This is a genomic window from Microbacterium sp. NRRL B-14842 (genome assembly GCF_050470785.1).
In genome coordinates, this window is record NZ_JBFLUM010000001.1 from 1,923,539 (window position 1) to 1,947,420 (window position 23,882).

A 23,882-nucleotide genomic window follows, 5' to 3' on the forward strand; every position below is an offset into this window, starting at 1 on the left:
CGGTGCGGCGGCCGCCGTGCAGTTCGCGCCGTTCCTGCGCACGGACTCCCCGCACCTGCCGATCGCCGTCGAGCCGGCGCGCATCACCGTGGGACCGCTGGTCGTGCCGGGGCTCACGCCGTGTCTGACCTGCCGGGATGCCGAGGACACCGCTCGGGACCCTGCCTGGCCGCTGCTCCACGGTCAGCTCGTCGGCCGCGACCCCGGGCGCATCACACTCGCCAGGGTGGCTGCGGCCGGAGCGGTCGCTGCGCGTCTCCTCGCGGACCCCGAGGCCGCCCGCATCGCCCGGATCAGCGCGGACGGCGTGATCGGGTGGCGTTCGGTGCGATTTCGCGCAGAATGCCTGTGCCGCGACCCGTCGTCCCCATCTCCGCCAGGAACCGCGAGGGCGCCCGTTCGCCGCGCCCCGCCGATCGTGCCCAGGACAGCTCCAGCGTGCGCGCAGCCCGCGTGACCCCCACGTAGGCGAGGCGACGCTCCTCGTCCACGGCCTCGAACGTCGTGGCATACGAGATGGGCAGCGACCCCTCCGCCCACCCCGCGAGGTAGACGTGCGGCCATTCGAGGCCCTTGGCCGCATGCAGCGTCGACAGTGTCACCGTCCGCATCGTCGGCTCGTGCTGATCCTTCGCGCGGGCCATGAGCTCGTCGCTGAACGATCGCAGGGTCGCTTCCGGACCGGCATCCTCCGCGAGCCGCAGGATGGCCCGTCGCGCCTCCCAGCCGTCGCGCTGAGCTCCCCCGGCGGCCGGCGGCTCCTCGGTGAGTCCCAGCTCGCGAAGCACCCGCCGCACCCCTGGCAGGAATCCGTGCTCGGTCGGCGCGACCGCCGCCGCACGGAGCGCGAGGATCGCCTGGCGTACCTCCGGCATGGCGAAGAATCGCGTGCCGCCGAGCACCGAGGTGGCGATCCCCTCGGCGGCGAGCGCCTGCTGGAGCACCGCGGACTGCGCATGGGCCCGATACAGCACGGCGATCTCGGACGGGGAGGCGCCGTCGGCGATACGGGCCGCGACACCGGCCGCGATCCCCGCGGCCTCCTCCGACTCCGAGTCGTACGCCGTGACCGTCGGCGGCTCGGCGGTGAAGTGCTCCCGCGCGGGGACCAGCTCCAGCGCCCCGGGGCGACCGTGCATCAGCGCGTTCGCCGCCGTCAGGATGGGGGCCTGGGACCGGTAGTTCGTCTCCAGCCGGATGACCGTCGCGTCGGGGTGCCGCCTTTCGAACTCGAGGAGGAACCGCTGCTCCGCCCCCGCGAACGAGTAGATCGTCTGGCTGGCGTCGCCCACCACGCAGATGTCGTGCCGATCGCCCAGCCACAGCTCCAGGAGCCGGTTCTGGAGCGGCGACACGTCCTGGAACTCGTCCACGGTGAAGTGCCGGTACTGCTCGTGAACGGCGGCTGCGACCCGTGGCTCGGTCTCCAGCATCCCCGCACAGGCGAGCAGCACGTCCTCGAAGTCGAGCTGATGACGCTCGTCCTTCAGCGCCTCGTAGCCGCGCATCAGCTCCACGAGCTGGGTGGGGTCGATCCCGGTGATCGGACGGCCCAGCTCGGCGTACCGGTCGATCGAGATCATCGACACCTTCCGCCACTCGATCTCCGAGGCGATGTCGCGCAGGGTCGCCGTGCGGGGACGCAGGCGGAGGGCATCGGCGGCCTGACCGAGCATGCGCACCTTGTTGTCGATGATCGACGGCGCGGGGGCCCCCGCCAGCGTGGGCCAGAAGAAGTTGAGCTGAGCGAGCGCGGCCGCGTGGAAGGTGCGGGCGGCGACGCCTTCGACGCCCAGTGCACGGAGGCGTCCGCGGAGCTCACCGGCGGCCTTCGCGGTGAACGTCACCGCCATCACCCGGGACGGCGAGTAGGCACCGGTGTCCACCCCGTGCGCGATGCGGTGCGTGATGACTCTGGTCTTCCCGGTTCCGGCACCCGCGAGCACCGCCACCGGCCCCCGCAGGACCGAAGCCGCCGCTCGCTGCCGCTCGTCGAGGGCATCGAGTGCGCTCACGGGCGCTCCTCGAACCAGTCGACGATGAGAGCGCGCGCGATCGAGGCGGGTCCCGGCAACCCGACGGGACCGTCCCCGGCGAGCGCGGAGCCGATCTCCTCCCGCGTGAACCAGCGCACGTCGATGATCTCCTCGCCGTCGGGTCTGGCCGCGGCTTCGTCTTCGACCGCGGCGCGGAACCCGACCATGAGCGAGCGGGGGAAGGGCCACGCCTGCGAGGAGATGTAGCGCAGCGTCGAGAGGCGCACGCCGGACTCCTCCTCGATCTCCCGGTGCACGGTGGCCTCGAGGGATTCGCCCGCCTCCGTGAAACCGGCGAAGCAGGAGTACATGCGACCGCCCCAGTTCGCATTGGCACCGAGCAGCAACCGCTCGCCGTCCGCGCTCTCGACGGCGACGATCACCGCGGGGTCGGTCCGCGGGAAGTGCTCGCGGCCGCAGACCAGGCACCGCCGCGACCAGCCCGCGTTGCGCAGCTCCGTCCCTCCGCCGCAGGTGGGGCAGAACGGGGCGTCGCGGAGCCAGCCGGCCAGCGCGACCGCGGCGACGAGCACCTCGGACTCCCCGGCGTCCAGGCGCCCGCCGAGGTCGCGGAGGCCGAGCCAGATCTCGTCCGGCGCCGTGTCGAGAGCATCGGTCTCCGGCGGCAGCGCGGCGAGCAGGAGCGCGGAGCCGTCGGCTTCCCGACCGAGCAGCGCCCATGTCCCGTCCGTGACGTCGTCCGCCGAGACGCGCAGCAGCGCCGAGGCCGCGACGCGCACACGCCCCTCCCGGACGACGATGACGCGCGAGGCCGCGAGGCCGCGGAGACGCTCGATCACGCCCTCCTCCTCGCGGAGTTCGGCGGCGCGGTCGAAGAACGGGCGCGGAATGCTCATCGACTCCCTCTCTCACGGGCGTGGCGGAGGCGGGACCGCCCCTGAGCCGACCTACCCTGGGGGCATGGGACGCTCTCCATTCACTCTAGCCGCGGCGGTGACGGCCGCACTTCCCGGCGCGGAGGTCACGGGCACCCGGGCGCTCACCGCGAACGGCGACGGGCGCTTCGACTCCGCCGTCGCCTCCCTCGCCGACGGCCGGGAGCTCGCGATCCGCGTGGCGGACGATGATGACGCCGCGCGCGAGCTGGCGGCCGAAGCCCTCGCGCTCCGCGCCCTCACCGACGGCGCGCGCGCCATGCTCCCGTTCCGCGCTCCCGGATACGTCGGCGAGACGAGGGTGGGCGAGGGCCGAGCGCTCGTGACCGAACTGCTCCCCGGCTTCCAGATCGAGGCGTCGATGGTTCCCGCCGGACGCGGCGCCGCGGAGTCCATGGGGGCCGCGATCGCCGCCGTGCACGCGCTGCCGACGTCGGTCGTCCGCGGTGCCGGACTCGTGATGCGCAGTGCGGAGGAGAGCCGCGCCGAGCTGGAACGGCTCGTCGACACCGCCGCAGCCACGGGACGCGTCCCCGCCCGCCTCACGGTGCGGTGGCGGGAGGCCGTCGCCGACGACGACCTGTGGCGCTTCGAGTCGACGGTCGTGCTCGGCGGCGCGCAGGCCACGTCGTTCCTCTTCGACGATCATCCCGAGCGCGGCCCCGAGGTCACCGGCGTGATCGGCTGGCACGGTCTCGCGGTCGGCGATCCGGCGCTCGACCTGTCCTGGCTGTCGGCCGCGCCCGACGCCGCGGCCGACGTGCACGGCGCGTACGCCCGTGCGATGGATCGAACTCCCGACGCCGGTCTCGAGATCCGTGCGCGGCTGCTCGCCGAGCTGGAGTTCGCCCGCTGGCTCGTCCACGGGGACGCGCTGCGGCGCGAGGACATCGTGGAGGACGCGGCCGCGCTGCTGGAGGCTCTCGCCGACGGCCTGCGCCACGACGATCTCGGCGTGCCCGGTGATCGCCGCTCGGACGTGGACTCGGCGATGGACGCGCTCGACCGCGTGCCGGTGGCGGCCGCTCCCGAGGTGGACACCTCGATGCAGACCGATGCCTACAACCCGGAAGAGCTCTGGGCGGCGGAGGCGGACGACGTGGATCTCGACGCCGCGCGCACCGGGTCGTCGGTGGCGGGGGCGGGCGAGCCCGCGGGCGCGCCGTCGCAGTCCGACGCGGAACATCGTGCCGCCGTGGCGAGCATCGAGACCGAGGACCTCTCCGGCGTCGCGCACGCGTTCGCCGAGACGCGCGGAAGCGGACGGGTCGAGACTTCCTTCCCCTCCTCCCCCTCGGCGGACGACGACGATTCCGAAGAGGCTCAGCGCGCGGCGCGGGCGGCGCTCCAGCGCTGGAAGAGCTCCTCCTCGGAGTAGACGCGGTCCCCGCGGATGACGAGGTCGTCGGCCACGTAGTACAGCGCCACGTCGATCTCTTCGAGCGGGACGCCGAAACGCCGGTGGTACGCGAGCCGGTAGAGGGCCAGCTGCAGCATGCGCTCCTCGCGCTCCTGCGGTGTGCGTGGCGCCCGCCCGGTCTTCCAGTCGACGATCTCGATCCGTCCGCCGCGGTCGGCGCGTCGGTACACCGCGTCGAGCTTGCAGATGACGATGTGGGCTTCCGTCGCGTCGGGGCGCACTCCGGGGAGACCGGCTCCCAGCGCGAAGTCGATCTCGATCTCCACGGCGAGCGGCTGCAACAGCCCCCACTCGCTCCGCTCGAAGGTCTCCTGCAGTGCGGCGAGGTCGGCGGCGTCCGCAGCGGCACCGGATGCCGGAGCACCCGGTGCACCGTCGTCCTCGTCGACCTCCCAGAGCGCCTCGTCCACCCGGGTTCCGACACCGACGAGCTCGGAGCGCTGCTCGACCCACGCGTGGAACAGGGTCCCCAGACGGGTCTGGCGGTACGGTTGTTCGGGCATCGGGCGCACGAGCGAGGACAGGGTCCCGGTGTAGTCCGTGACGTAGTCCTTGAACCGGGAGGCGGGCACTCGCGTGGGTGCCTCCGCGTCCGTCCCGCGCTGGCGGGCGGCGCGCTCGTCGAGGAGCCGGCGCAACTCCTCGGTCGGCTCGAGGGTATCGCCCTGGAGGGCCTCCTCGACGACCGCCGCCGCGGCGCTCACCACGGGGCGCCGTCCGCCGAGCGGGTCGAGCGGCCAGTGCAGCGTGGCGCCGGGACCGTCGTACGGGTTCTCGTCCGGGTCGACCGGAGGGATCGCGTCGAGCCCGAGGACGTCGATGGCCTCCAGGAGGTACGGACTCGGCGTGCGCGGCGCCTTCTGACCCGCCCAGTGGGCGCCGCTCAGCAGCAGGTCGCTCTTGGCGCGGGTGATCGCCACGTAGGCGAGACGACGCTCCTCCTGGCGCTGATACTCCCGGTAGGCGTCCTTGAAGCGCTTGAGCGCGCCGCCGTGGGGGTTCGCTTTCGTCGCCCCGCCCGACAGCGACGCCTGTGCGAGCTTCTGCCGCTTGCCGGGGTCGGCCTCGCCCTCCATCGCCTCCTCCGGGTCCCAGACGAAACGCGGGAGCGCGTCGCGGTCTCCGCGCAGCGCGAACGGCACGACGCCGAACCCGAACCATCCCGAGGTGTCGGACACCCGCCCCGGCAGCTCGTCGACGACGAGGCGCACGACCGCGACGGCGTCCCACTCCAGGCCCTTCGACCCGTGGATCGTGAGCAGTTGCACGACCCCGGGCTCCGGGGGCTCCGGTCGGGGCATGAGTTCGTCGGTGCTCTCCGCCTTGTCGAGCCAGGCCAGCAGGCTGCCGATCGTGCCGCGCTCGTCGGCGGCGAGGAACGCGCGCACCTCGTCGGCGAACGCCCGCAGCTGGGTGGCTGCGACCCGCGCGGGTCCCCGGGTCTCGTTGGCGGCGAGCTCGATATCCAATCGCAGCTCCAGCTCGATGAGCCGGATGAGTTCCGGGATCGGCTGGGACGACGCGCGACGCAGGCGCTCCAGCATCTCCCCCGCGGCGCGGATCCGTGAGCGGCCCTCCGGGGTGATGCCCTCCAGCAGGCGATAGTCGTCGCGGACCGCGCGCACGATGTCGACCGCGTCCACGATGGAGACGGCCTCGTCGGCACCGCGGGAGGAGCGCAGCCGCGCCCGCACCTCTTCCGGCAGGGGCATGAGGGCGGTGTCGCGCTCCGCGAGCGCGCGTCCCAGCTCGTACAGCGCCGCCATATCCGCCACCCCGACGCCGAAGCGCGGGCCCGTCAGGAGCCGGATCAGCGCCGAACCGGCCGTCGGGTCGTGCACCACCCGCAGGGTCGAGACCACGTCGACGACCTCGGGCGTGGCGAGCAGGCCCCCGAGTCCGAGGATGCGGTGCGGGATGCCTCGCGCGGCGAGCGCGCCGGCGAAGGTCTGCATATGGCGTTTGGACCGGAACAGGATGGCGCCGGTGTGCGGGGAGTCGGAGGTCTCCTCGTGGGCGGCACGACGCTCCGCGAACCAGGCCGCGACCTCGGCGGCCTCGTCGTCGACGGTGAACGGGTAGCGCACGGCGACCGTACCCTCCCCGGCGCCGGGCCGCGGTTCCAGCGGCGGGACGTCGAGTCCGGGGCGCTGCAGGGGCCCCAGCACCCGGTTCGCGACGTCGAGGATCCGCCAGTCGTTGCGCCAGCTCGTCATGAGGCTGTAGGTGCGTACCTCTCCGGCGCTAGAGAAGGATCGGGGGAACGCGTAGAGGTTGTCGGCGCTGGCTCCACGCCAGCCGTAGATCGACTGGTGCGGATCGCCGACGGCCATGACCGCCGTGTCGCGGAACAGCTCCGCGAGGAAGCGCGTCTGGATCACCGAGGTGTCCTGGTATTCGTCGAGCAGCACGACCCGGTGCTGCTCCCGGAGCTCGGCGCGGACGTCCGGCGCGGACTCGACGATGTCGTACGCTCCGGACACCTGGTCGGCGAAGTCGAGCACGCCGCGCCGGTCCTTCTCGGCGATGTAGTCGCGCACGAGGCTGGTCAGAGTCGGGAGGGTGCGCAGGTTGACCGCCGCCTTCTCGACATCGGCATGGGAGCGGTAGGGCTCGAACGCCGCGGCCTGTGCTGCCGCGAGACGCTCGGCCTCGGCGAGGTCGACGCGATGGTCGAGCGCCGCGCCGGCGAGCCGCTGCACGGCGTCGATGACTGTTCCGAGGGCGTAGTCGACCTCCTCCAGCTCCGGCAGATCGCTGCGGAGCACGACCTCCCGCGCCAGCATCCAGGACGCCGCCTGGCTGAGCATCGCCACATCGGGATCCCGGCCGATGCGTGCGGCGTGCTCACGCACGATGCCGTCGGCGAAGGCGTTGTAGGTCGAGACGCGGGGACGGATGAGGAGGTCGTCGGCGGTGCGGAGCGCCCCGGGCTCCCCGGCCGTGCCGTAGTGCTGGGCGAGCTCGTCGAGGACATGGCTGCGCACGAGTTCGCGCTGCCGCCCCGGCGCGGCCTCCGCCACTCGACGCAGTGCCCCTCCGGCGACGATCTCCGGGAGATGCGGGAGCAGGCCCCGCCGACCGTATTCGTCGACGACGGCGAGGCGGGCGCCGATGCGCTCCGCGAGCTCCCCCGCCGCCTTGCGGGTGAACGTGAGGCCGAGGACCTCGTCCCGGCGGACGAGCCCGTTCGCGACGAGCCAGACCACCCGGGCCGACATGGTCTCCGTCTTGCCGCTGCCCGCCCCGGCGACGACGAGCGCCGGCTCCAGCGGCGCCTCGATCACCTGCTGCTGGGCGGGCGTCGGGGTCGGCAGTCCGAGCGCGGCGGCGATGTCGGTCGCCGAGAGCACGGCGTCCGGGGCTCCTGCGGTCATGCGCTCACCGCCGGCACGGTGTGGATGCGGCAGGGATGGACCCGGCGCTGCGTGTCGGCGCAGTGCGCCTCGACCTGTGCGGTGAAGCTCGCCGCCGACATGCCGCGGGCGACCTCGGCGACCCGGTGCAGGAACTGCGACCGGGCCTCGGCGTCCAAGGCGTGCTGGTGCGCGACGCGGTAGTCGCTCTTCGCCAGGGTCTTCGAGACGATCACCAGACGCGCGCCCCCGAGCGAACCGGGCGCGGCACCGGGCACGAGCCCCTCCTGCACAGCGATCTGATAGGCCGCGAGCTGGGCATGGTCGACGACGCCCCCGTCCGCCTCCGGATCGGTCTTCCCGGTCTTGAGGTCGACGACCACCGTGGTCCCCTCCGGCCCGCCGGCCATCGACTGCCAGCCGCGGCCGCGCGCCGGTCCGTGTTCGCCCGCGCCGGGCGGATACGCCTCGACCCGATCGATGTAGCCGTGCACGATGGCGCGGTGACCGCGGTCCTCCCCCACCGGGTAGACGCTCGGCTCGGCGGTCTCGCCGGACACGTCGACGGCGAACCGGAACTCCACCTCGCTGCCGAGGACGCGCCCGCCGTCCCTCGTCACCTCACCGAGGTAGCTGTGCAGCCGGTCGACGAACAGGTCGGCGCGACGGCGCTCCTTGCGCCCGATCCAGGCCGTCTCGAAGTCGAGCTCCGGCCAGTGCTCCTCGACGATCTCCCGCATGCGCGCGAGGTCGCCGTCCGGCACGCGCTCCATCGCCTCGTGGACGATCGTGCCGATGCCCGCCGTCGGCGGCATGACGGTGTCGCCGCCGAGAGCCGAGACGACCCAGTTGAGCCCGCATTCCTCGTACGACTCCACCGCCGAGGGCGACACCCGGGCTCCGCTCGCAGCGAGATCGCGCAGCGGCGCCGCCGTCGAGGGCGCCGTGACGCCGTACCAGTCGTGCGGATGCGCTCCCGGCACGCCCTCCCGGGCGAGGACGGCGAGTTGGGCGGCCGCCTCGCGCCTCGCGGGTTCGGCGTGTGTCGTGGTGAGCACCCGACGGTGCCGCGCGACCAGCCCGCGCAGCGTGAGCGGGTGCTCCGCGGAGGCATGACGCTCCGGCGGCTCCGGAGGGGGAAGGAATCCGAAGAAGGCGCTGGGTGACAGGTCGTCATCGTCCACCGCGGTGATGAGGAGGCGATGGCGCGCCCGCGAGAGTGCCCGCACGAACAGCCGCAACTCGTCGTGGAGCGCCGCCCGACGCCGGTCGAGCACGCCCGGTACCTCCGCCGGGAGGCCGGAGCGCGCCGCGGTCAGCGCGTCGGCGAGCCGCCAGGTCTGGAGCAGCCCGCCACGCAGCCGTACGTTGGGCCAGACGCCGTCCTGCACACCGGCGACGACCACCGCGTCGAACTCCGTGCCGAGCGCGGTGGCCGGCGTGAGAAGGGTGACCGTCCCCGGCCGGTCCGGGGACGACAGCGTGTCCTCCGGCACCTCGCTGTCGAGGATGTCGCGCACGAAGACCTCGGGGCGCTCGTCGGGTGTGCGCTCGACGAAGCGCTTGGCCGCGTCGAACAGAGCCACGAGAGCATCCAGGGATCGCGCCGTCTCGGCTCCGGTCGGCAGCAGCGAGATCTCCCGCCACGCGACCTGCAGCCGCCGCCCGTCGACGGCCCTGGCCTGCTCCCAGATGCGCCACAGGAGGTCGTGGATCGTCTCCCCCTCCGCCGCCGCACGAGCGACGCCGGCGACCGTCTCGGCGAAGCGCTCGGCGGTCCGCGACTCCGGTGCATCGATGAGCGTGAGGGTGGCCGGCGCCGACATCGCCGCGCGCAGCAGCTCGCGCGCGGGAGTCGACCCGCCCTGACCGAGTTCGAGGTGGCGGAGCCGCGCGCGCAGCCGACGGAGCGCGATCGCGTCCATTCCGCCGAACGGCGTCCGCAGCGCCTCCTCCCAGGCCTGCACGGTGCGGTCCTCGTCCGGAGTCAGCGCGAGCCGCACGATGCCGACGATGTCGCGCACGATCCCCTCGCTCCCGAGCGGGCGCTGCACCCCGGCGGCCCTCGTCGGGATCTCGCGCGCGGCCAGCTCGGTCTCCAAGGCTGTGACCTGACGGGTGTCGTGGGCGATGACCGCCATCCGCTCCCACGGGATGCCGGCGCTCAGATGCCAGTCGCGCATGACTCCCGCGATGCGGTCGAACTCCTCGTAGGGCGACGGCGCGAGGAAGGTCGAGACCTCCGCGCTGTCGTCCCCCGCGGTGGGCGCCGGGGCGCGCCGATGCTCGACGCGTCCCGAGACGCCGATCGCCTGCGTCACCGTGCGCGTCAACGCGGTCAGCAGCGGGCGCTGACGGTGGGCGCCGTCGAGCACGTGCACGGTGGTGAGCGCGCCGGCGAGTTGCGCGAACAGCTCGGGGCTGGCTCCGCGGAAGGCACCGGAGGAGATGTCCGGGTCGCCGAATGCGTGGACCGCGATGCCCCGGTCGAGGAGCGCCTGCACCACGCCGATGCCTCCGCGCGTCAGCTCCTGGGCGTCGTCGATGAGCACCACCCGCAGGGGCGACAGCGGCCCGAGGGTCGCGCTGTCAGCCGTGCGGAGGATCCCCGCTGCCTCGCTGAGCAGATCGGCGGCGTCGCGGTGCGCGGCCCGTAGGGCATCGAGCACTGCGCGGTACTCCTCCACGAAGTCGGCCGCCGCCGTCCACACCGCATCGCCGGTGGCGCGCAGTTCGGCCGGGCTCGCCCCCAGCTCCGTGCACTCCGCGAGGAAGGCGCGGAGTTCGGAGCGGAAGCCCTTCGAGGCGCGGACGGGCTCGCTGAGCGCCGGAGGCCAGGCGATGCGGGCGTCCTCGGCATCGCCGGCGAGCAGTTCGGCGATGATGCGGTCCTGATCGGCGCCGGTGAGCAGAGCCGGCGGCTCCGCGCCCTCCCTCACCATCGCGCCGCGGACGAGCTGGAACGCGAACGACCCGAGCGACCGGGCCAGCGGTCCCGGCGTCGCCTGGCCGATGCGCACGCCGATCCGGTCGCGCAGCGCGGTGGCCGCCTGTCGGCTCGGCGTGAGCGCCAGCACCTCTTCCGGCCGCAGCCCTTCGACTTCGAGGAGCTGCACCACACGGTCGACGAGCGTGCGCGTCTTACCGGTGCCGGGGGCACCGATCACGACGCCCGACGCGGTCGGCGGCGCCGTGATCACGGCTCGCTGCGCGGCATCCGACATCATCCCTCCACGCTATCGGGAGGCGCGGACATCGGCGTCGAGGGCGAACCTCCTCGCGGGTTGTGCGCTCAGGGCGAAACGACCGACGCCGCCGGTCTCCCCCGCTCGGTGCGCGATAGAGTTGGCCGAGTCCGACGACCTGCAAGGAGCACCCGTGGAAATCCGCATCGGCATCATCAACACCGGCCGCGAGCTGAGCTTCGACACCGCTGCCACGGCGGACGAGGTCCGCACCCAGGTCTCCGCCGCGCTCGAGCAGAGCGCCTCGCACCTGAGCTTCGCCGACGTGAAGGGCAACTCCTACATCGTGCCGACCGCGAACCTCGCCTACATCGAGCTGGGCACCGAGGAGTCGCGTCGCGTGGGCTTCGTCGCCTGACCCGCGCATGTACATCCTCCTCGCCCTCGTCGGCGCCTGCGTGCTCGGCATCGCCGCGCACTTCCTGATCGGCGGTCGCGAACGGCGCGGCGTCGCACTCGCCCCGGCGATCGCGACGGCCGTCTCGGCGATCGTCTACACGGCTCTGCAGTGGTCCGGCGTGGGCGAGGACAGCGTCTGGCTGTGGCTGGCGAGCACCCTCGGAGCCGCCGCGGTCGCGGCGCTCGCCGCCGCGGCTCTCACCGCAGCGCGTCGACGCGGCGACGAGCAGCGGAGAGCCGCGCTCGGGATCTGAGCTAGGACGCGAGGCCCATCGCGTCCATGCGCCGGGCGTGCGCCCCCATGAGCTCGGTGTACACCGGCTCGATGCGGGCCTCCTCCACGGCGAGGAGCTCCGGCCGCAGGGCCGCGCGGCAGACGAGGATCGTGTCGCCCACGAGACGCCGCGCCCACATGGACAGCAGCGAGCGCCACTCCTCGTCGCTCTCGATCGTCTCCTGGATGATCGCGACGATCTCGTGGCGCGCGTCGTCCTCGCGCAGGATCTCCGCGACCCGCCGCCCCGTCTCGCCGTAGCTCGAAGCGAGCGCGAGATAGAAGTCGTCGAGCATGCCCGCCGTGATGTAGACCGCGAGCAGGGTCTCGCGCGGGCGCGCCCCGATGGTCTTGCGCCGGAACGCGTCCAGGTGCTCGCGGAACGGGAGCATGAGCTGCGTCGGGTCCTGACCGCGCGCCGCGATGATGTCGACGATGCCCCGGTGCTTGGTGAGCGCCGCACCGGCGGCCCGGGACAGCGACTCCTTCTCGGCCAGCTCGGGAGTCGCGCGGATGAGCCGCGTCAGCGTCTCGAAGTAGCCGAGCTGGAGGTAGGCCGCCTGGCCGAGGAATCGGTCGAGCTCCGGCGCCAGCTCCGCGAAGTCGACACGCGTCGCATCGCTCTGCTCGCCGCGGCTGCGCAGCGCCAGGGTGCGTCGCGGCGCGGCGTCGCGCTGCCAGAACCACTTAACCACGAGGTGTTCCTCCCGAGTCGGCCACGTCGTTCACAATACTCGGCAGAAGACGTCCTCCCTGCCCGGAGCCGCCCCTCCGGTAGGCTGGGCGTGTCCCCGCCGTCGGAGCGGGGCCCCGCGCCTGTGGCACACGAGACGGCGTGGCTCCGTTTACGAGGCGATCGCGCATGGTCGCCGGACAGGCATCTGAACAACAGTGACAACTTTCGCCGAACTCGGCATCGATCAGGACATCGTCGACGCACTGGCCGCGAAGGGCATCGTCGATGCCTTCCCGATCCAGGAGCAGACCATCCCCCTCGGGCTCCCGGGGCAGGACATCATCGGACAGGCGAAGACCGGTACCGGCAAGACCTTCGGCTTCGGCATCCCGGTCGTGCAGCGCCTCGGGAAGGATCCGGAGCACGGGGTCAAGGCCCTCATCGTCGTCCCGACCCGCGAGCTCGCGGTGCAGGTCTACGAGGACATCGATCTGCTCACGAGCAACCGCTCCACCAGCGTCGTCGCCATCTACGGCGGCAAGGCGTACGAAGGGCAGATCGACCAGCTCAAGGCCGGAGCGCAGATCGTCGTCGGCACGCCGGGGCGTCTCATCGACCTCGCCGGCCAGCGCCTCCTCGACCTCTCGAACGCGACCGAGGTCGTGCTCGACGAGGCCGACAAGATGCTCGACCTCGGCTTCCTCGCCGACATCGAGAAGATCTTCCAGAAGGTCCCCGCGGTGCGGCACACGCAGCTGTTCTCCGCGACCATGCCCGGTCCGATCGTCGCGCTGGCACGGCGGTTCATGACCAACCCGATCCACATCCGCGCCAACGACCCGGACGAGGGCCTGACGCAGGCGAACATCAAGCACCTCGTCTACCGCGCCCACTCGCTGGACAAGGACGAGGTCATCGCTCGCATCCTGCAGGCCGAGGGCCGGGGGAAGACGGTCATCTTCACGCGCACGAAGCGCGCAGCGCAGCGTCTGGTGGACGAGCTGAGCGACCGCGGCTTCAACGTGGGCGGCGTCCACGGCGACATGGGACAGGACCAGCGTGAGCGCTCCATGGCCGCGTTCAAGGCCGGCAAGAAGGACGTCCTCGTGGCGACGGACGTGGCAGCCCGCGGTATCGACGTCGACGACGTCACCCACGTCATCAACCACACCATCCCCGACGAGGAGAAGACCTACCTCCACCGCGCGGGACGCACGGGCCGCGCGGGCAAGACCGGGATCGCGGTGACGTTCGTGGACTGGGAGGACCTGCACAAGTGGGCCCTCATCAACCGCGCGCTCGAGTTCGGTCAGCCCGAGCCGGTCGAGACCTACTCGTCGAGCCCGCACCTGTACACCGACCTCGACATCCCCGAGGGGACGAAGGGGCGGCTCGTGAGCGCGCCGAAGAAGGAAGCGGTCAAGACGGAGCGCACCCGTCGTCCGGAGCGCGCCGCGGACGCCGCCGAAGAGGGCACCGGAGAGGGCGGCACGCGCCGCCGTCGCCGCCGCCGCACCGGCTCGTCGTCTGTCGGCTCCACGTTCGCGGAGGGCACGCCCGAAGGGTCGTCCGGCGAGGGTTCCGCCGCGCAGACCGCCGACCGCGGCGCCGAGGGTGCCGGCACCCACGACGGCGCCGGCAAGGAGCACCACGACGGCAAGCCCGCCCCCGCCCGCCGTCGCCGCCGTCGTCGCGGCGGCTCCGGCACCGGGGCGGCACCCGTCACCGGCGCCTGACCCGCGTCATCGTCGTCCGAGGGGCGCCCGCACGGTCTACCGTGGGGCGCCCTTCGTCGTGCAGGAGGTCGGCCGGAACCTGCGGCGGGTAGACCCAGGCGACGAGCACCACCGAGATGATCATCAGCAGGAACCAGGAGCTGAGCTTGCTCAGGGACACGGGCTGCCACCCCGCCGCCTGGTCGGGATACGCCCACGCGCCTGCCCAGGTGCCGATGTTCTCGGCCAGGTAGATGAACACCGCCACCCCGGCGAAGACCGCGAGGAGCGGCAGCCGGATGGTGCGGCGCCATACGCGGGCGTGCATGACGGTGGGCAGCCACAGCACCACCACCCCGGCGAGGAGCAGCCACCTGGCATCCCACCACCAGTGGTGGGTGAAGAAGTTGACGTAGATGGCGGCGGCCAGGACGGCCGTCAACCACCGGCGCGGGTAGCGGGTGAACCCGAGGTCGAACAGCCGGTACACGCGCACCATGTAGGAGCCGACCGCCGCGTACATGAACCCGCTGAACAGCGGGACTCCCCCGATGCGGAGGATGCCGTCCGCGGCATACGCCCAGGAACCGACGTCGGTCTTGAACAGCTCCATCGCCGTGCCGGTGATGTGGAAGAGCACGATCACCCAGAGCTCCCGCCCGCTCTCGAGGCGGAACACGAGCATGGCCACCTGGATGAGCACGGCCGCGATCGTCAGCGCATCGTTGCGGGCGAGCGCGGCGTCGTCGGGGTACCAGAGGCGGGCGGCGACGATCACCACCAGCAGCGCCGCACCGAACACGCAGGCCCAGGCCTGCTTCAGCACGAAGACGAGGAACTCGGCCAGCCCGGCGCGGAAGCCCGATGTCGGCACCGCACGGAGGAGTCGGCGAGCGATCGCGTCGACGCGGCGCTCCAGGGAGGTGGCACGTTGCATGCCTCGGACCGTATCGGTCCGCCTCGACAGAATGCCGGGAGACCGCCGACAGTCCGCCGGGGTCAGGGACGCCGCGGGCCGGAGCCGGAGGCGCGATCGATGATCCGGGCGACCATGTCCGCCGCGGTGGTGTTCTCCCCCGGCACGTTCGGTTTTCCGGTGCCGTGGTAATCGCTGGACCCGGTGACGATGAGGTCGTGCCGGGCTGCCAGTTCGCGCAGCAGCCGCTTGCCGGCGGCGGTGTTCTCCCGGTGGTCCACCTCGAATCCGGCCAGCCCCGCGTCGATCAGACGCTCGATGTACGGCACCGGCATCATCCGATCACGGCCCGCCGTCACAGGGTGCGCGATGATCGCCACGCCGCCCGCCTCGGTGAGAAGCCTCACGGCGGTCAGCGGGTCCGGGGCGTAGTGCGGCTCGTAGTAGCCCTCCCGCGGATGGAGGATGCCGTCGAAGGCCTCGCCCCGATCCCGAACGATGCCGCGCGCCACCAGCGCGTCCGCGATGTGGGGCCGACCGACCGTCGCGTCGAGCGTCGTCTGGGCGAGGACGTCATCCCAGTGCAGGTCGTAATCGCGGCCGATGTTGCGGACGATGCGCTCCGCTCGTCCGATCCGGTCGTTCCGGATCCGGTCGGTCTCCGCCCGCAGCGCCGCATCCTCCGGATCGAAGAGATAGCCGAGCACGTGCACGCTGCGCCACTCGTGTTTGGCTGACAGCTCCATCCCGGGGAGGAAGGTCATGCCGAGCGCGACGGCGGCGTCGCCGGCCTCCGTCCAGCCCGTGGTGCGGTCGTGGTCCGTGAGCGCGGCGGTCCGTACGCCGTGCCGATGCGCCTGCCTCATGACCTCGGCGGGCGACTCGGTGCCGTCGGAGTGGTTGGAGTGCAGGTGCAGGTCGGCAGGACCGGCGGGTGGAACGGGCATCCTCCGAGCGTACCGAGCGTCGACGCGCGTGGCGCGGAAACCGGACCCGGATCGCGTGGACGGACCGGCGATGCGAGGCAGGGACTTCACAGGCGGCGCTTCTAGGCTGGAGGGGATGTTTCGTCTCCTGGGGATCCTGCTCACCGTGCTCTTCGCGATCGCGTCGGCGATCGTGGTGTGGCCGCAGTTCTTCCACCTCGAGCAGACCTACCCGTTCGCTCAGCTCGTCGCCGCCCGCGGCCTCGTGCTCGGCGGGTTCCTGGTCATCGCGGTGCTGGCGCTGCTGCTGCTCCTCGCCCGACCGCTGCGAGGGTTCGCGGCCTCGGTCCTGATCGTCGCCCTCCTCGGTGCTGCGGCGACGGGTGCGATCGGAGCGACCCGCGGCTTCGGGGTGGCGGCCCTGCCTGAGCGGACGGACACGAGTCTGCGGGTGCTCACCTGGAACACGGCGGGTGAGGCCGTCTCCGCCGAGCAGATCGCCCGGGAGATCCTCGAGCAGGAGGCCGACGTGGTGGCGCTGCCGGAGACCACCGAAGAGGTCGGCGAGCGGATCGCGCTCATGCTGCGCGAGCAGGGCCATCCGATGTGGGTGCACCATGTGCAGTTCCGCCCGGACGTGGAGGACGGCCCGCAGTCGTGGCAGACCACGGTCCTGGTGGCTCCCGAGCTCGGCGAGTACTCCGTGATCGAGTCCTCCAAGGACGGAAGCAACAACACCGGATCCGTGCCGAGCGCCGTGCTCATGCCGATCGACGGGGACGGCCCCACGATCGTCGCCGTGCACGCCGTCGCGCCGCGCATGGAGGAGATGCAGCAATGGCAGAGCGATCTGCAGTGGATCGCCGACCAGTGCCCTGCGGGTGACTTCATCCTCGCCGGAGACTTCAACGCGACCGTGGATCACATGGCCTCCCTCGGCGTCGACGGCGGCGACATCGGCTACTGCCGGGACGTCGCCTCCCGGACCGGCAACGGGATGTCCGGCACCTGGCCGAGCTCGTTCCCCGCCCTCGCCGGTGCCCCCATCGATCACGTGATGGCGTCCGCCAACTGGCGCCCCACCGGCTCTGCCGTCCTCGAGGATGCCGGCGGGAGCGACCACCGCGCCCTCATCGTGCAGCTCGAGCCGGCCGGCTGATCACGCTGCGCGGCCTCCAGGTGAGAGACTGGACGGATGAGCACCGGAGAAAACGACACGATCGCTGACGAGACCGTCGAAACCCCCGTCGAGAACAGCTCGACCAATCGCAAGCAGCCCTTCCCGCAGGGCTTCCTCGACACCATCTCCACCGGGTGGGCCGAGCGTCCGGAGACGCTGCCCGCGCCGCGCGCCCAGGCTCCGTACGCCGAGCGCCGCCGCGCTGCCGTCTCGGCCGCGTTCCCCGGCAAGCGGCTCGTGATCCCCGCCGGTTCGCTCAAGCAGCGCAGCAACGACACCGACTACGTCTTCCGTGCGCACTCCGCCTTCGCGCACCTCACCGGCTGGGCGTCCGACGCCGAACCGGACTCGGTGCTCGTCTTCGAGCCGACCGACGACGGGCACGACGTCACGCTGTACTTCCGCGAGCGCGCCGACCGCACCACGACGGAGTTCTACGCCGACGCCACGGTCGGCGAGTTCTGGATCGGGCCGCGTCCGTCGCTCGCCGGTGTCGCCGCCGACCTGCAGCTGGCCACGGCGCACCTGCACGAGTTCGCCCCGGTCGAGGGCGAGCTGGTCCTCGAGGAGGACGAGACCCTCACCCGTGTCGTCTCGGAGCTGCGCCTCATCAAGGACGACTTCGAGATCGCCAAGATGCGTCGGGCCGTGGAGATCACGGCGCAGGGCTTCGACGACATCATCCGCGAGCTCCCCGCCGCGGTGGCACATGCCCGTGGCGAGCGCGTCGTCGAGGGCGTCTTCCACCGCCGCGCCCGCGAGGACGGCAACGGCGAAGGCTATGACACGATCGCCGCGTCCGGACCGCACGCCTGCTACCTGCACTGGACGCGCAACGACGGCGCCGTCGTGCCAGGAGACCTCATCCTCGTCGATGCGGGTGTGGAGGCCGACAGCCTCTATACCGCCGACATCACCCGCACGCTCCCGGTGTCCGGAACGTTCACCGAGGTGCAGCGCCGGGTCTACGAGACGGTGCGCGAGGCCGCGGACGCGGCTCTCGCGGCGGCGAAGGTCGGCGTCCGCTTCCGCGACGTGCACGCGGCGGCCATGGCCGTGATCGCTGAGCGCACCGCGGAGTGGGGCCTCCTCCCCGTCACCGCGGAGGAAGCCCTGGACGCGGACAAGGGCGGCCAGCACCGTCGCTACATGGTGCACGGCACGTCGCACCACCTCGGCATCGACGTGCACGACTGCGCGCAGGCGCGCCGCGAGATGTACTACGACGGCATCCTCACGCCCGGCATGGTCTTCACGATCGAGCCGGGACTGTACTTCCAGATCGACGACCTCACGGTTCCCGCCGAGCTGCGCGGGATCGGCGTCCGGATCGAGGACGACATCCTGATGACCGAGGACGGCCCGGTCAATCTCTCCGCGGGCATCCCCCGCACGGCCGACGAGGTCGAGGCGTGGATGGCGCGTCTGCAGGGCTGACGACGGGCGGGAGCGGGGCGGCGGCCCCGCTCAGTCCCGCTGCCCGGTGACGAAGGCGTCGACCACCGGTGCGAGGTCCGCAGCGACCTCCGCCGGCGGACGCCTCCGCCCCTTCACCTCGAAGGAGTGCCCGCCGCCCTCGACCCAGTGCACCCGCGCGTCCTGACAGCCGGCGACGGCCTCGTCGAGCTGGGCGATCGGCTGGATGAACGGGTCCGCGGTGCCCTCCACGAAGAGCTGCGGGACGGTGATCGATGGCAGGTGGGCGATGCGGGGCTTATCCGGGCGGCCCGGCGGATGCAGCGGATAGCCGAGGTAGACGAGGCCGTCCACGGCAAGGCCCTCGGCGACGGCCATGGACGCCATGCGGCCGCCGTAGGACTTCCCGGTGGCCCACACGGCGGATCGCGGCGCCCGCGCGCGGGCCTCGGCGACCGCGGCCTCCCAGGCCGCGACCGCGTGGGCGGCAGGACCGGGCATGCGACGCCCCTGCTCGATGTACGGGAAGTTGAAGCGCAGAGTCGAGTACCCGAGCGCCGCGAGTGCGCGGTCGAACCCGACGAGGAACGGGTGGTCCTTCGCGGCCCCCGCCCCGTGCGCGATCAGGACGACGTCATCACGGGTACCCGGCGTCCACTCGGCGGACACCGTGGTCGCCCCGGCGGGCAGAGCGACCTCGATGCGCAGGGCGGTGGCCCCCGTGGTCACCGCACGGACCCGGGGGTGCCCGTCTCCGGGTCGGCCGGCCGCGGCGGAAGACCCGGCTCGGGAGCCGGTGCCGGCTCCGGAGACGGTGCCGGCTCCGGAGCGGGGGCAGGCTCGGGAGCGGGAGCCGGTGCCGGGTCGGGAGCGGGAGCGGGAGCAGGCTCAGGAGCGGGAGCCGGAGCGCCCTGCGGGATCCGCTCGCCGTACTTCGGCGGCTCGTCCAGGTTCACCGGAGGACGCACGGGGGCGACCCGCTGCGCGCCGAGGACCTGCCGCGCCTTCGCCAGCGAGCCGGGCTGCACGGTCACCTCGTAGTGATCCGCGGCGAACTGCGTCACGCTCGCGAAGTCCCGGCGGCGGCGCACGATGGCGTAGGTGATGAGGCTGAGCAGCATGCCCACCGCGACGCCGATGAGGACGAAGCCGACGAACAGCTGGATCGGCACCTCGGGGTTACCCAGGACGAGGATCGCCGACAGGAAGAGTCCGATGAGCACCCCGTTGATCGCTCCCGAGCGCGCGGCGGCGGCGTAGCCGAGTCGTCCGGTCACCCGCTCGACCGTCCGCACGCTCTGCCCGACGATCGCGATGTCGCGCGCGGGGACCTCTCCGGCGATCAGCTTCGACACCGCCTTCTGCGCGCTCTCGTAGTCGCGCATGGAGGCGACGATCTCACCGGTGTCCGTGCCGCTCGCGGGGCGATTCAGCATGCTCATCCGGCTATTCTTCCACGTCGTGCCCCGCGGCCGGCCGAGCGACCGCCGCAGCCGCCGCCCCGGCACGCCGCGGGCTACGCTGGTCGAGTGAGCACACAACGGGTTTTCGCCGCGCGCCTGGCAGGGTGCGCCGTCTTCGATCCCGTCGGCGACCGCCTCGGCAAGGTCCGGGATGTCGTCGTCGTCTATCGAAGTACCGCGGCCCCGCGTGTCATCGGGCTGGTCGTGGAGATCCCCGGCCGCCGGCACGTGTTCCTCTCGATCGGCCGGGTGACGTCCATCCGGTCCGGGCAGGTCATCACCACCGGCCTCATCAACGTGCGCCGCTTCTCCCCGCGCGCCGGCGAAGTGCGCGTCCTCGCCGAGATGCTGGGCCGACGGGTGAGCCTCACCGACGGCAGCGGCACGGCCGTGATCGAGGACGTGGCGATCGAACCCAACCGCCTCGGCGAGTGGGCGATCAGCCAGCTCTTCCTGCGTCGCCCGAAGACCGGCGCGTCGCCGTTCGCCAAGGGCCCGACGACGTTCGCCGCCTGGAGCGAGGTGACCGAGGAACAGGCGCCGGGCGAGTCCCAGTCCGCCGAGCAGCTCGTCGCCTCCTACTCCGAGCTGCACGCCGCCGACCTCGCCAACACGCTCCTCGACCTCCCGCAGCAGCGGATGATCGAGGTGGCGGAGGAGCTCTCCGACGACCGCCTCGCCGACGCCCTCGAGGAGATGCCCGAGGACGAGCAGGTGCACATCCTCGACCGCCTCGGCGAGGAGCGCGCGGCCGACATCCTCGACCAGATGGAGCCGGACGACGCCGCCGACCTCCTGGCCCAGCTCCCACCCACCCAGCTGGAGGAGCTGCTCCAGCGGATGGAGCCGGAGAGGGCGGAGGACGTGCGGATGCTCCTGCGCTACGGCCCGGACACGGCGGGCGGTCTGATGACCCCGGAGCCGATCATCCTCTCCGCCGACGCCACGGTCGCCGAGGCGCTGGCGCTCATCCGCCGTCACGAGCTGCATCCGGCCCTCGCCGCGGCCGTGTTCGTCACGCTCCCGCCGTTCGAGACCCCCACCGGCCGCCTGCTCGGGCTCGTGCACTTCCAGCGGATGCTGCGCTACCCGCCGCACGAGCGTCTCGGCGCCATCCTCGACGACAGCCTCGAGCCGGTGCCGGTCACCGCCTCCGCGGCCGAGGTCGCCCGCATGCTCGCCAGCTACGACCTCGTCTCGCTGCCGGTCATCGACGCCGCGCACCGCCTCGTCGGCGCGATCAGCATCGACGACGTCCTCGACTACCTGCTGCCGGACGACTGGCGCACCCACGACAGCGACGACGTGGCGCCGCCCGTGACGGAGGCGCACTGATGGCGCGCAAGGAGCGGGCCGCCCGCCTCGACGCGCCAGGACGGACGAGCACCCGCCCCCGTTCCACCTCGCGCGACCGCTTCGGCCGCTTCACGGAGTGGGTCGCCCGCGCGATGGGAACTCCCGCGTTCCTCGTCATCCTCAGTCTCTTCTGCATCCTCTGGATCGGCTGGAACACGCTGATGCCGCGCGAGGTCCGCTTCGACGACGCCGCGCTCGGCTTCACCGCGCTCACCCTCATGCTGTCGCTGCAGGCGTCGTACGCCGCGCCGCTCATCCTCCTCGCGCAGAACCGCCAGGACGACCGCGACCGCGTGCAGATCGAGCAGGACCGGCAGCGCGCCGAGCGGAACCTCGCGGACACCGAGTACCTGGCCCGCGAGATCGTCGCGCTGCGGATGTCGCTGGAGGAGCGCAACGCGCAGGTGGTCACCCGCGACGTGCTGCGGCAGGAGCTCCGTGCCCTGCTGGCTGAGCTGGGCGACACCGAGGAGAAGTCCGCGGGCGGCACCGCCTCATGACCGCGGCCGAGAACGTCAGAGCCGCAGTGGCGGCGGTGACCGACCCGGAGCTGCGGCGACCGATCGGCGACCTCGACATGGTGCGCGACATCTCGGTCGAGGACGGGGTCGCGCGTGTGGGCATCGTGCTGACGATCGTCGGATGCCCCGCCGCCGACCGCATCGAGCGCGACGTGCGCGGCGCCGCCGCCGCGGTCCCCGGCATCACGGACGTCGCGGTCGAGGTGGGCGTGATGACGCCTGCCGAGCGCAAGGCCCTCACCGAACGGCTCCGCGCCGGCCGCCCGGCGCGGCACATGCCGTTCGGGCCCGACTCGCTCACCCGCGTGATCCTCGTCTCCAGCGGGAAGGGCGGCGTCGGCAAGTCGACGGTCACCGCGAACCTCGCGGTCGCCCTCGCCGACCAGGGCCTCGCCGTCGGCCTGGTGGATGCGGACGTGCACGGCTTCTCGATCCCCGGACTGCTCGGGATCCCCTCCGGCACGCAGCCGACGCGCATCGACGACCTCATGCTGCCGCCGGTGGCCCACGGGGTGAAGACCATCTCGATCGGGATGTTCCTGCGCGACGGGGAGTCCGTGGTGGCCTGGCGCGGACCGATGCTGCACCGCACGGTCTCGCAGTTCCTCACCGACGTCTTCTTCGGCGACCTCGACGTCCTGCTCATCGACATGCCCCCTGGCACCGGGGACATCGCCATCTCGATCGGGCAGCTCCTCCCCCACGCCGAGGTGCTCGTGGTCACCACACCCCAGGCGGCGGCCTCCGACGTGGCCATCCGCAGCGGGCTCGTGGCACGCCAGACCGGACAGCGCGTGATCGGCGTGGTCGAGAACATGGCCGCATACACGCTCCCCGACGGCACCGTCGTCGATCTCTTCGGGGCCGGCGGCGGCGCATCTGTCGCGGAGGCCCTGTCCGTGCCCGACGCTGCGGTGCCGCTGCTGGCCTCCATCCCGCTCAGCCCGGCCCTCCGCCAGGGCGGGGACGAGGGCGTTCCGGTCGTCACCTCTGCGCCGGACGATGCCGCCGCGGGGGCGATCCGCGCGCTGGCGGAGGCGCTCGCGCGTCGAGGGCGAGGCCTGGCCGGCCGAACGCTGCCCATGTCGATCGGGTGAGGGCGCGTGGGAGGATGGACGGATGCCGCATCGCTCCGTGACCGTGGATGAAGGGCTTCTGCGGAGGATGGCCAGAGACGCGGCCGTCTACGCGCTGACCAGGCCTGTCGCGATCGTGATGTGGGTCGCGCTGACGGCGGGCCTCGTGCTCTCCGTCCTCACCCTCAACGACCGTCTCGCCGCCGGAGAGGAGGTGAGCGCGCTCGTCGCCTGGATGCCCGCGGTGACCATCGCTCTGGGAGCGTATGCGGTGATCCTCACCACCTCGAGCGCCCGTCGGGCCGTGCGCGCCGCAATGCCGGTGGAGAGCGTGGTGTGGGTCGCGCTCGACGAGGATCGTCTGCAGCTGGGCAGCGATCGCCGCCGTTCCGAGATCCCCTACCGCACGTTCCAGAGCCTGCGCGTCGGCCGGGACGCGGTGATCTTCAAAGTCCGCGACGCCTCCGTCGCCACCGCCATTCCGCGTTCCCTCTTCAGCGACGAGGAGTTGGCGACGCTGCGGACGCGGATCTCGTGACCCGGGCGGCTCAGGTCGCCTCGGTGTCGAACGGCGGACGGTTCTCCGCGCTGAAGGTCGGCGGCGCGGTGCGCGGGGCCACCGGCTCCGCGATCGTCGCCGTGGCCTGCGCGGGGGTCGCGGGCTCCGGCTCCTCCAGGAGCGCGTCGCGGATGATGCGCCGAGGGTCGTACTGCCGCGGGTCGAGCTTGCGCCAGTCCACGTCGTCGAGCTCCGGACCCATCTCCTCGCGCACGCGGGACTTCGTGTCGCGGAGGTATTCACCGGCCTTGCGCACGATCCGCGCAAAGCCCTCCGCGGCACGCGGCAGACGCTCGGGGCCGATGATCAGCACGGCGATCAGGCCGATGAGCAGCAGCTTCTCGAAGGTGAGGCCGAACGTCATGTGACCAGGCTACCGCCGCGCCTGCAGGCTCTGCGCGCGGTGAGCGAATACCCTGGACACATCAGCCATGCACGCAGGAGAGGCAGGT

The 23,882-nt window shown here is 72.3% G+C and carries 20 protein-coding genes; 10 read left to right on the plus strand and 10 right to left on the minus strand.

The features are described 5' to 3' along the window. Positions 1-293: 293 nt before the first annotated feature. A complete protein-coding gene (locus tag AB1285_RS09545; protein WP_187663671.1) occupies positions 294-2,015 on the minus strand; it encodes an ATP-dependent helicase in 1,722 nt (573 codons plus the stop codon). After that, a complete protein-coding gene (gene nudC / locus AB1285_RS09550) occupies positions 2,012-2,893 on the minus strand; it encodes an NAD(+) diphosphatase (RefSeq protein ID WP_259953135.1) in 882 nt (293 codons plus the stop codon). Before nudC ends, AB1285_RS09545 begins: the two co-directional genes overlap by 4 nt. Before the next feature lie 64 nt (positions 2,894-2,957). Here nudC and AB1285_RS09555 point away from each other — a divergent pair, with 64 nt between their 5' ends. Then, positions 2,958-4,310, plus strand: a complete 1,353-nt coding sequence (locus AB1285_RS09555; protein WP_370428713.1) for a phosphotransferase — start codon at positions 2,958-2,960, stop codon at positions 4,308-4,310. On the opposite strand, the gene AB1285_RS09560 is transcribed toward AB1285_RS09555, so the two are convergent. Together AB1285_RS09560 and AB1285_RS09565 are read right to left on the minus strand one after the other, a co-directional pair. Further along, entirely contained in the window at positions 4,256-7,729 is a 3,474-nt protein-coding gene (locus AB1285_RS09560; RefSeq protein ID WP_370428712.1) for an ATP-dependent DNA helicase, read from the minus strand. The genes AB1285_RS09555 and AB1285_RS09560 overlap by 55 nt on opposite strands. Continuing rightward, positions 7,726-10,935 (minus strand): ATP-dependent helicase, encoded by a 3,210-nt coding sequence (locus AB1285_RS09565; protein WP_370428711.1) that lies wholly within the window; start codon positions 10,933-10,935, stop codon positions 7,726-7,728. The genes AB1285_RS09560 and AB1285_RS09565 overlap by 4 nt, the downstream gene beginning before the upstream one ends. Positions 10,936-11,086: 151 nt before the next feature. On the opposite strand from AB1285_RS09565, the gene AB1285_RS09570 reads away from it, so the two are divergent. Next, on the plus strand, positions 11,087-11,311 hold the full coding sequence (locus tag AB1285_RS09570; RefSeq protein WP_025102974.1) for a DUF3107 domain-containing protein: 225 nt from the start codon (positions 11,087-11,089) through the stop codon (positions 11,309-11,311). A gap of 7 nt (positions 11,312-11,318) precedes the next feature. Next, a complete protein-coding gene (locus tag AB1285_RS09575) occupies positions 11,319-11,606 on the plus strand; it encodes a hypothetical protein (RefSeq protein WP_187663666.1) in 288 nt (95 codons plus the stop codon). A gap of 1 nt (position 11,607) precedes the next feature. Here the strand turns inward: AB1285_RS09575 and AB1285_RS09580 are convergent, their stop codons facing one another. Continuing rightward, the gene (locus AB1285_RS09580; protein ID WP_060923156.1) at positions 11,608-12,321 is read right to left on the minus strand and encodes a ferritin-like fold-containing protein; all 714 of its coding nucleotides are present in this window, start codon (positions 12,319-12,321) and stop codon (positions 11,608-11,610) included. A 196-nt stretch (positions 12,322-12,517) separates the two neighbouring features. On the opposite strand from AB1285_RS09580, the gene AB1285_RS09585 reads away from it, so the two are divergent. Then, positions 12,518-14,038: a DEAD/DEAH box helicase gene (locus AB1285_RS09585; protein WP_259953118.1), complete on the plus strand. Its 1,521-nt coding sequence runs from the start codon at positions 12,518-12,520 to the stop codon at positions 14,036-14,038. Here AB1285_RS09585 and AB1285_RS09590 read toward each other — a convergent pair. Further along, positions 14,025-14,954, minus strand: a complete 930-nt coding sequence (locus AB1285_RS09590; protein WP_370428710.1) for a DUF817 domain-containing protein — start codon at positions 14,952-14,954, stop codon at positions 14,025-14,027. The two genes, AB1285_RS09585 and AB1285_RS09590, sit on opposite strands and share 14 nt — an antisense overlap. A gap of 62 nt (positions 14,955-15,016) precedes the next feature. After that, positions 15,017-15,880, minus strand: coding sequence for a PHP domain-containing protein (locus AB1285_RS09595; RefSeq protein ID WP_259953115.1), 864 nt, complete (start codon positions 15,878-15,880; stop codon positions 15,017-15,019). Between the two features lie 115 nt (positions 15,881-15,995). Between AB1285_RS09595 and AB1285_RS09600 the strand changes: the two genes are divergently transcribed. Further along, on the plus strand, positions 15,996-17,018 hold the full coding sequence (locus AB1285_RS09600) for an endonuclease/exonuclease/phosphatase family protein (RefSeq protein ID WP_268777745.1): 1,023 nt from the start codon (positions 15,996-15,998) through the stop codon (positions 17,016-17,018). A gap of 36 nt (positions 17,019-17,054) precedes the next feature. Continuing rightward, positions 17,055-18,476 carry an aminopeptidase P family protein gene (locus AB1285_RS09605; protein WP_370428709.1) on the plus strand — a complete coding sequence of 474 codons (1,422 nt, stop codon included), beginning with the start codon at positions 17,055-17,057 and terminating at the stop codon, positions 18,474-18,476. Between the two features lie 30 nt (positions 18,477-18,506). On the opposite strand, the gene AB1285_RS09610 is transcribed toward AB1285_RS09605, so the two are convergent. Then, positions 18,507-19,184, minus strand: coding sequence for an alpha/beta hydrolase family protein (locus tag AB1285_RS09610; protein WP_370428708.1), 678 nt, complete (start codon positions 19,182-19,184; stop codon positions 18,507-18,509). Beyond that, a complete protein-coding gene (locus AB1285_RS09615) occupies positions 19,181-19,897 on the minus strand; it encodes a general stress protein (protein ID WP_370428707.1) in 717 nt (238 codons plus the stop codon). The genes AB1285_RS09610 and AB1285_RS09615 overlap by 4 nt, the downstream gene beginning before the upstream one ends. Positions 19,898-19,984: 87 nt before the next feature. Between AB1285_RS09615 and AB1285_RS09620 the strand changes: the two genes are divergently transcribed. Genes AB1285_RS09620 through AB1285_RS09635 form a run of 4 tightly spaced genes read left to right on the plus strand, consistent with a single transcriptional unit; the run spans position 19,985 to position 23,409 of the window. Further along, the gene (locus AB1285_RS09620) at positions 19,985-21,253 is read left to right on the plus strand and encodes a magnesium transporter MgtE N-terminal domain-containing protein (RefSeq protein ID WP_259953103.1); all 1,269 of its coding nucleotides are present in this window, start codon (positions 19,985-19,987) and stop codon (positions 21,251-21,253) included. Then, the gene (locus AB1285_RS09625; RefSeq protein WP_259953101.1) at positions 21,253-21,774 is read left to right on the plus strand and encodes a DUF1003 domain-containing protein; all 522 of its coding nucleotides are present in this window, start codon (positions 21,253-21,255) and stop codon (positions 21,772-21,774) included. Before AB1285_RS09620 ends, AB1285_RS09625 begins: the two co-directional genes overlap by 1 nt. Continuing rightward, the gene (locus tag AB1285_RS09630; protein WP_315638447.1) at positions 21,771-22,892 is read left to right on the plus strand and encodes an Mrp/NBP35 family ATP-binding protein; all 1,122 of its coding nucleotides are present in this window, start codon (positions 21,771-21,773) and stop codon (positions 22,890-22,892) included. The genes AB1285_RS09625 and AB1285_RS09630 overlap by 4 nt, the downstream gene beginning before the upstream one ends. A 22-nt stretch (positions 22,893-22,914) precedes the next feature. Continuing rightward, positions 22,915-23,409: a YcxB family protein gene (locus AB1285_RS09635; protein WP_268777748.1), complete on the plus strand. Its 495-nt coding sequence runs from the start codon at positions 22,915-22,917 to the stop codon at positions 23,407-23,409. A 10-nt stretch (positions 23,410-23,419) separates the two neighbouring features. Here AB1285_RS09635 and AB1285_RS09640 read toward each other — a convergent pair whose 3' ends face one another. Next, a complete protein-coding gene (locus tag AB1285_RS09640; protein WP_268777749.1) occupies positions 23,420-23,794 on the minus strand; it encodes a twin-arginine translocase TatA/TatE family subunit in 375 nt (124 codons plus the stop codon). Positions 23,795-23,882: the final 88 nt, after the last annotated feature.

Bases quoted from the DNA above. Each gene is read 5' to 3' on its own strand.
- nudC (WP_259953135.1), bottom strand. From the start codon at position 2,893: ATGAGCATTCCGCGCCCGTTCTTCGACCGCGCCGCCGAACTCCGCGAG.
- AB1285_RS09555 (WP_370428713.1), top strand. From the start codon at position 2,958: ATGGGACGCTCTCCATTCACTCTAGCCGCGGCGGTGACGGCCGCACTT.
- AB1285_RS09560 (WP_370428712.1), bottom strand. From the start codon at position 7,729: ATGACCGCAGGAGCCCCGGACGCCGTGCTCTCGGCGACCGACATCGCC.
- AB1285_RS09565 (WP_370428711.1), bottom strand. From the start codon at position 10,935: ATGATGTCGGATGCCGCGCAGCGAGCCGTGATCACGGCGCCGCCGACC.
- AB1285_RS09575 (WP_187663666.1), top strand. From the start codon at position 11,319: ATGTACATCCTCCTCGCCCTCGTCGGCGCCTGCGTGCTCGGCATCGCC.
- AB1285_RS09590 (WP_370428710.1), bottom strand. From the start codon at position 14,954: ATGCAACGTGCCACCTCCCTGGAGCGCCGCGTCGACGCGATCGCTCGC.
- AB1285_RS09595 (WP_259953115.1), bottom strand. From the start codon at position 15,880: ATGCCCGTTCCACCCGCCGGTCCTGCCGACCTGCACCTGCACTCCAAC.
- AB1285_RS09600 (WP_268777745.1), top strand. From the start codon at position 15,996: ATGTTTCGTCTCCTGGGGATCCTGCTCACCGTGCTCTTCGCGATCGCG.
- AB1285_RS09605 (WP_370428709.1), top strand. From the start codon at position 17,055: ATGAGCACCGGAGAAAACGACACGATCGCTGACGAGACCGTCGAAACC.
- AB1285_RS09615 (WP_370428707.1), bottom strand. From the start codon at position 19,897: ATGAGCATGCTGAATCGCCCCGCGAGCGGCACGGACACCGGTGAGATC.
- AB1285_RS09625 (WP_259953101.1), top strand. From the start codon at position 21,253: ATGGCGCGCAAGGAGCGGGCCGCCCGCCTCGACGCGCCAGGACGGACG.
- AB1285_RS09630 (WP_315638447.1), top strand. From the start codon at position 21,771: ATGACCGCGGCCGAGAACGTCAGAGCCGCAGTGGCGGCGGTGACCGAC.
- AB1285_RS09635 (WP_268777748.1), top strand. From the start codon at position 22,915: ATGCCGCATCGCTCCGTGACCGTGGATGAAGGGCTTCTGCGGAGGATG.
- AB1285_RS09640 (WP_268777749.1), bottom strand. From the start codon at position 23,794: ATGACGTTCGGCCTCACCTTCGAGAAGCTGCTGCTCATCGGCCTGATC.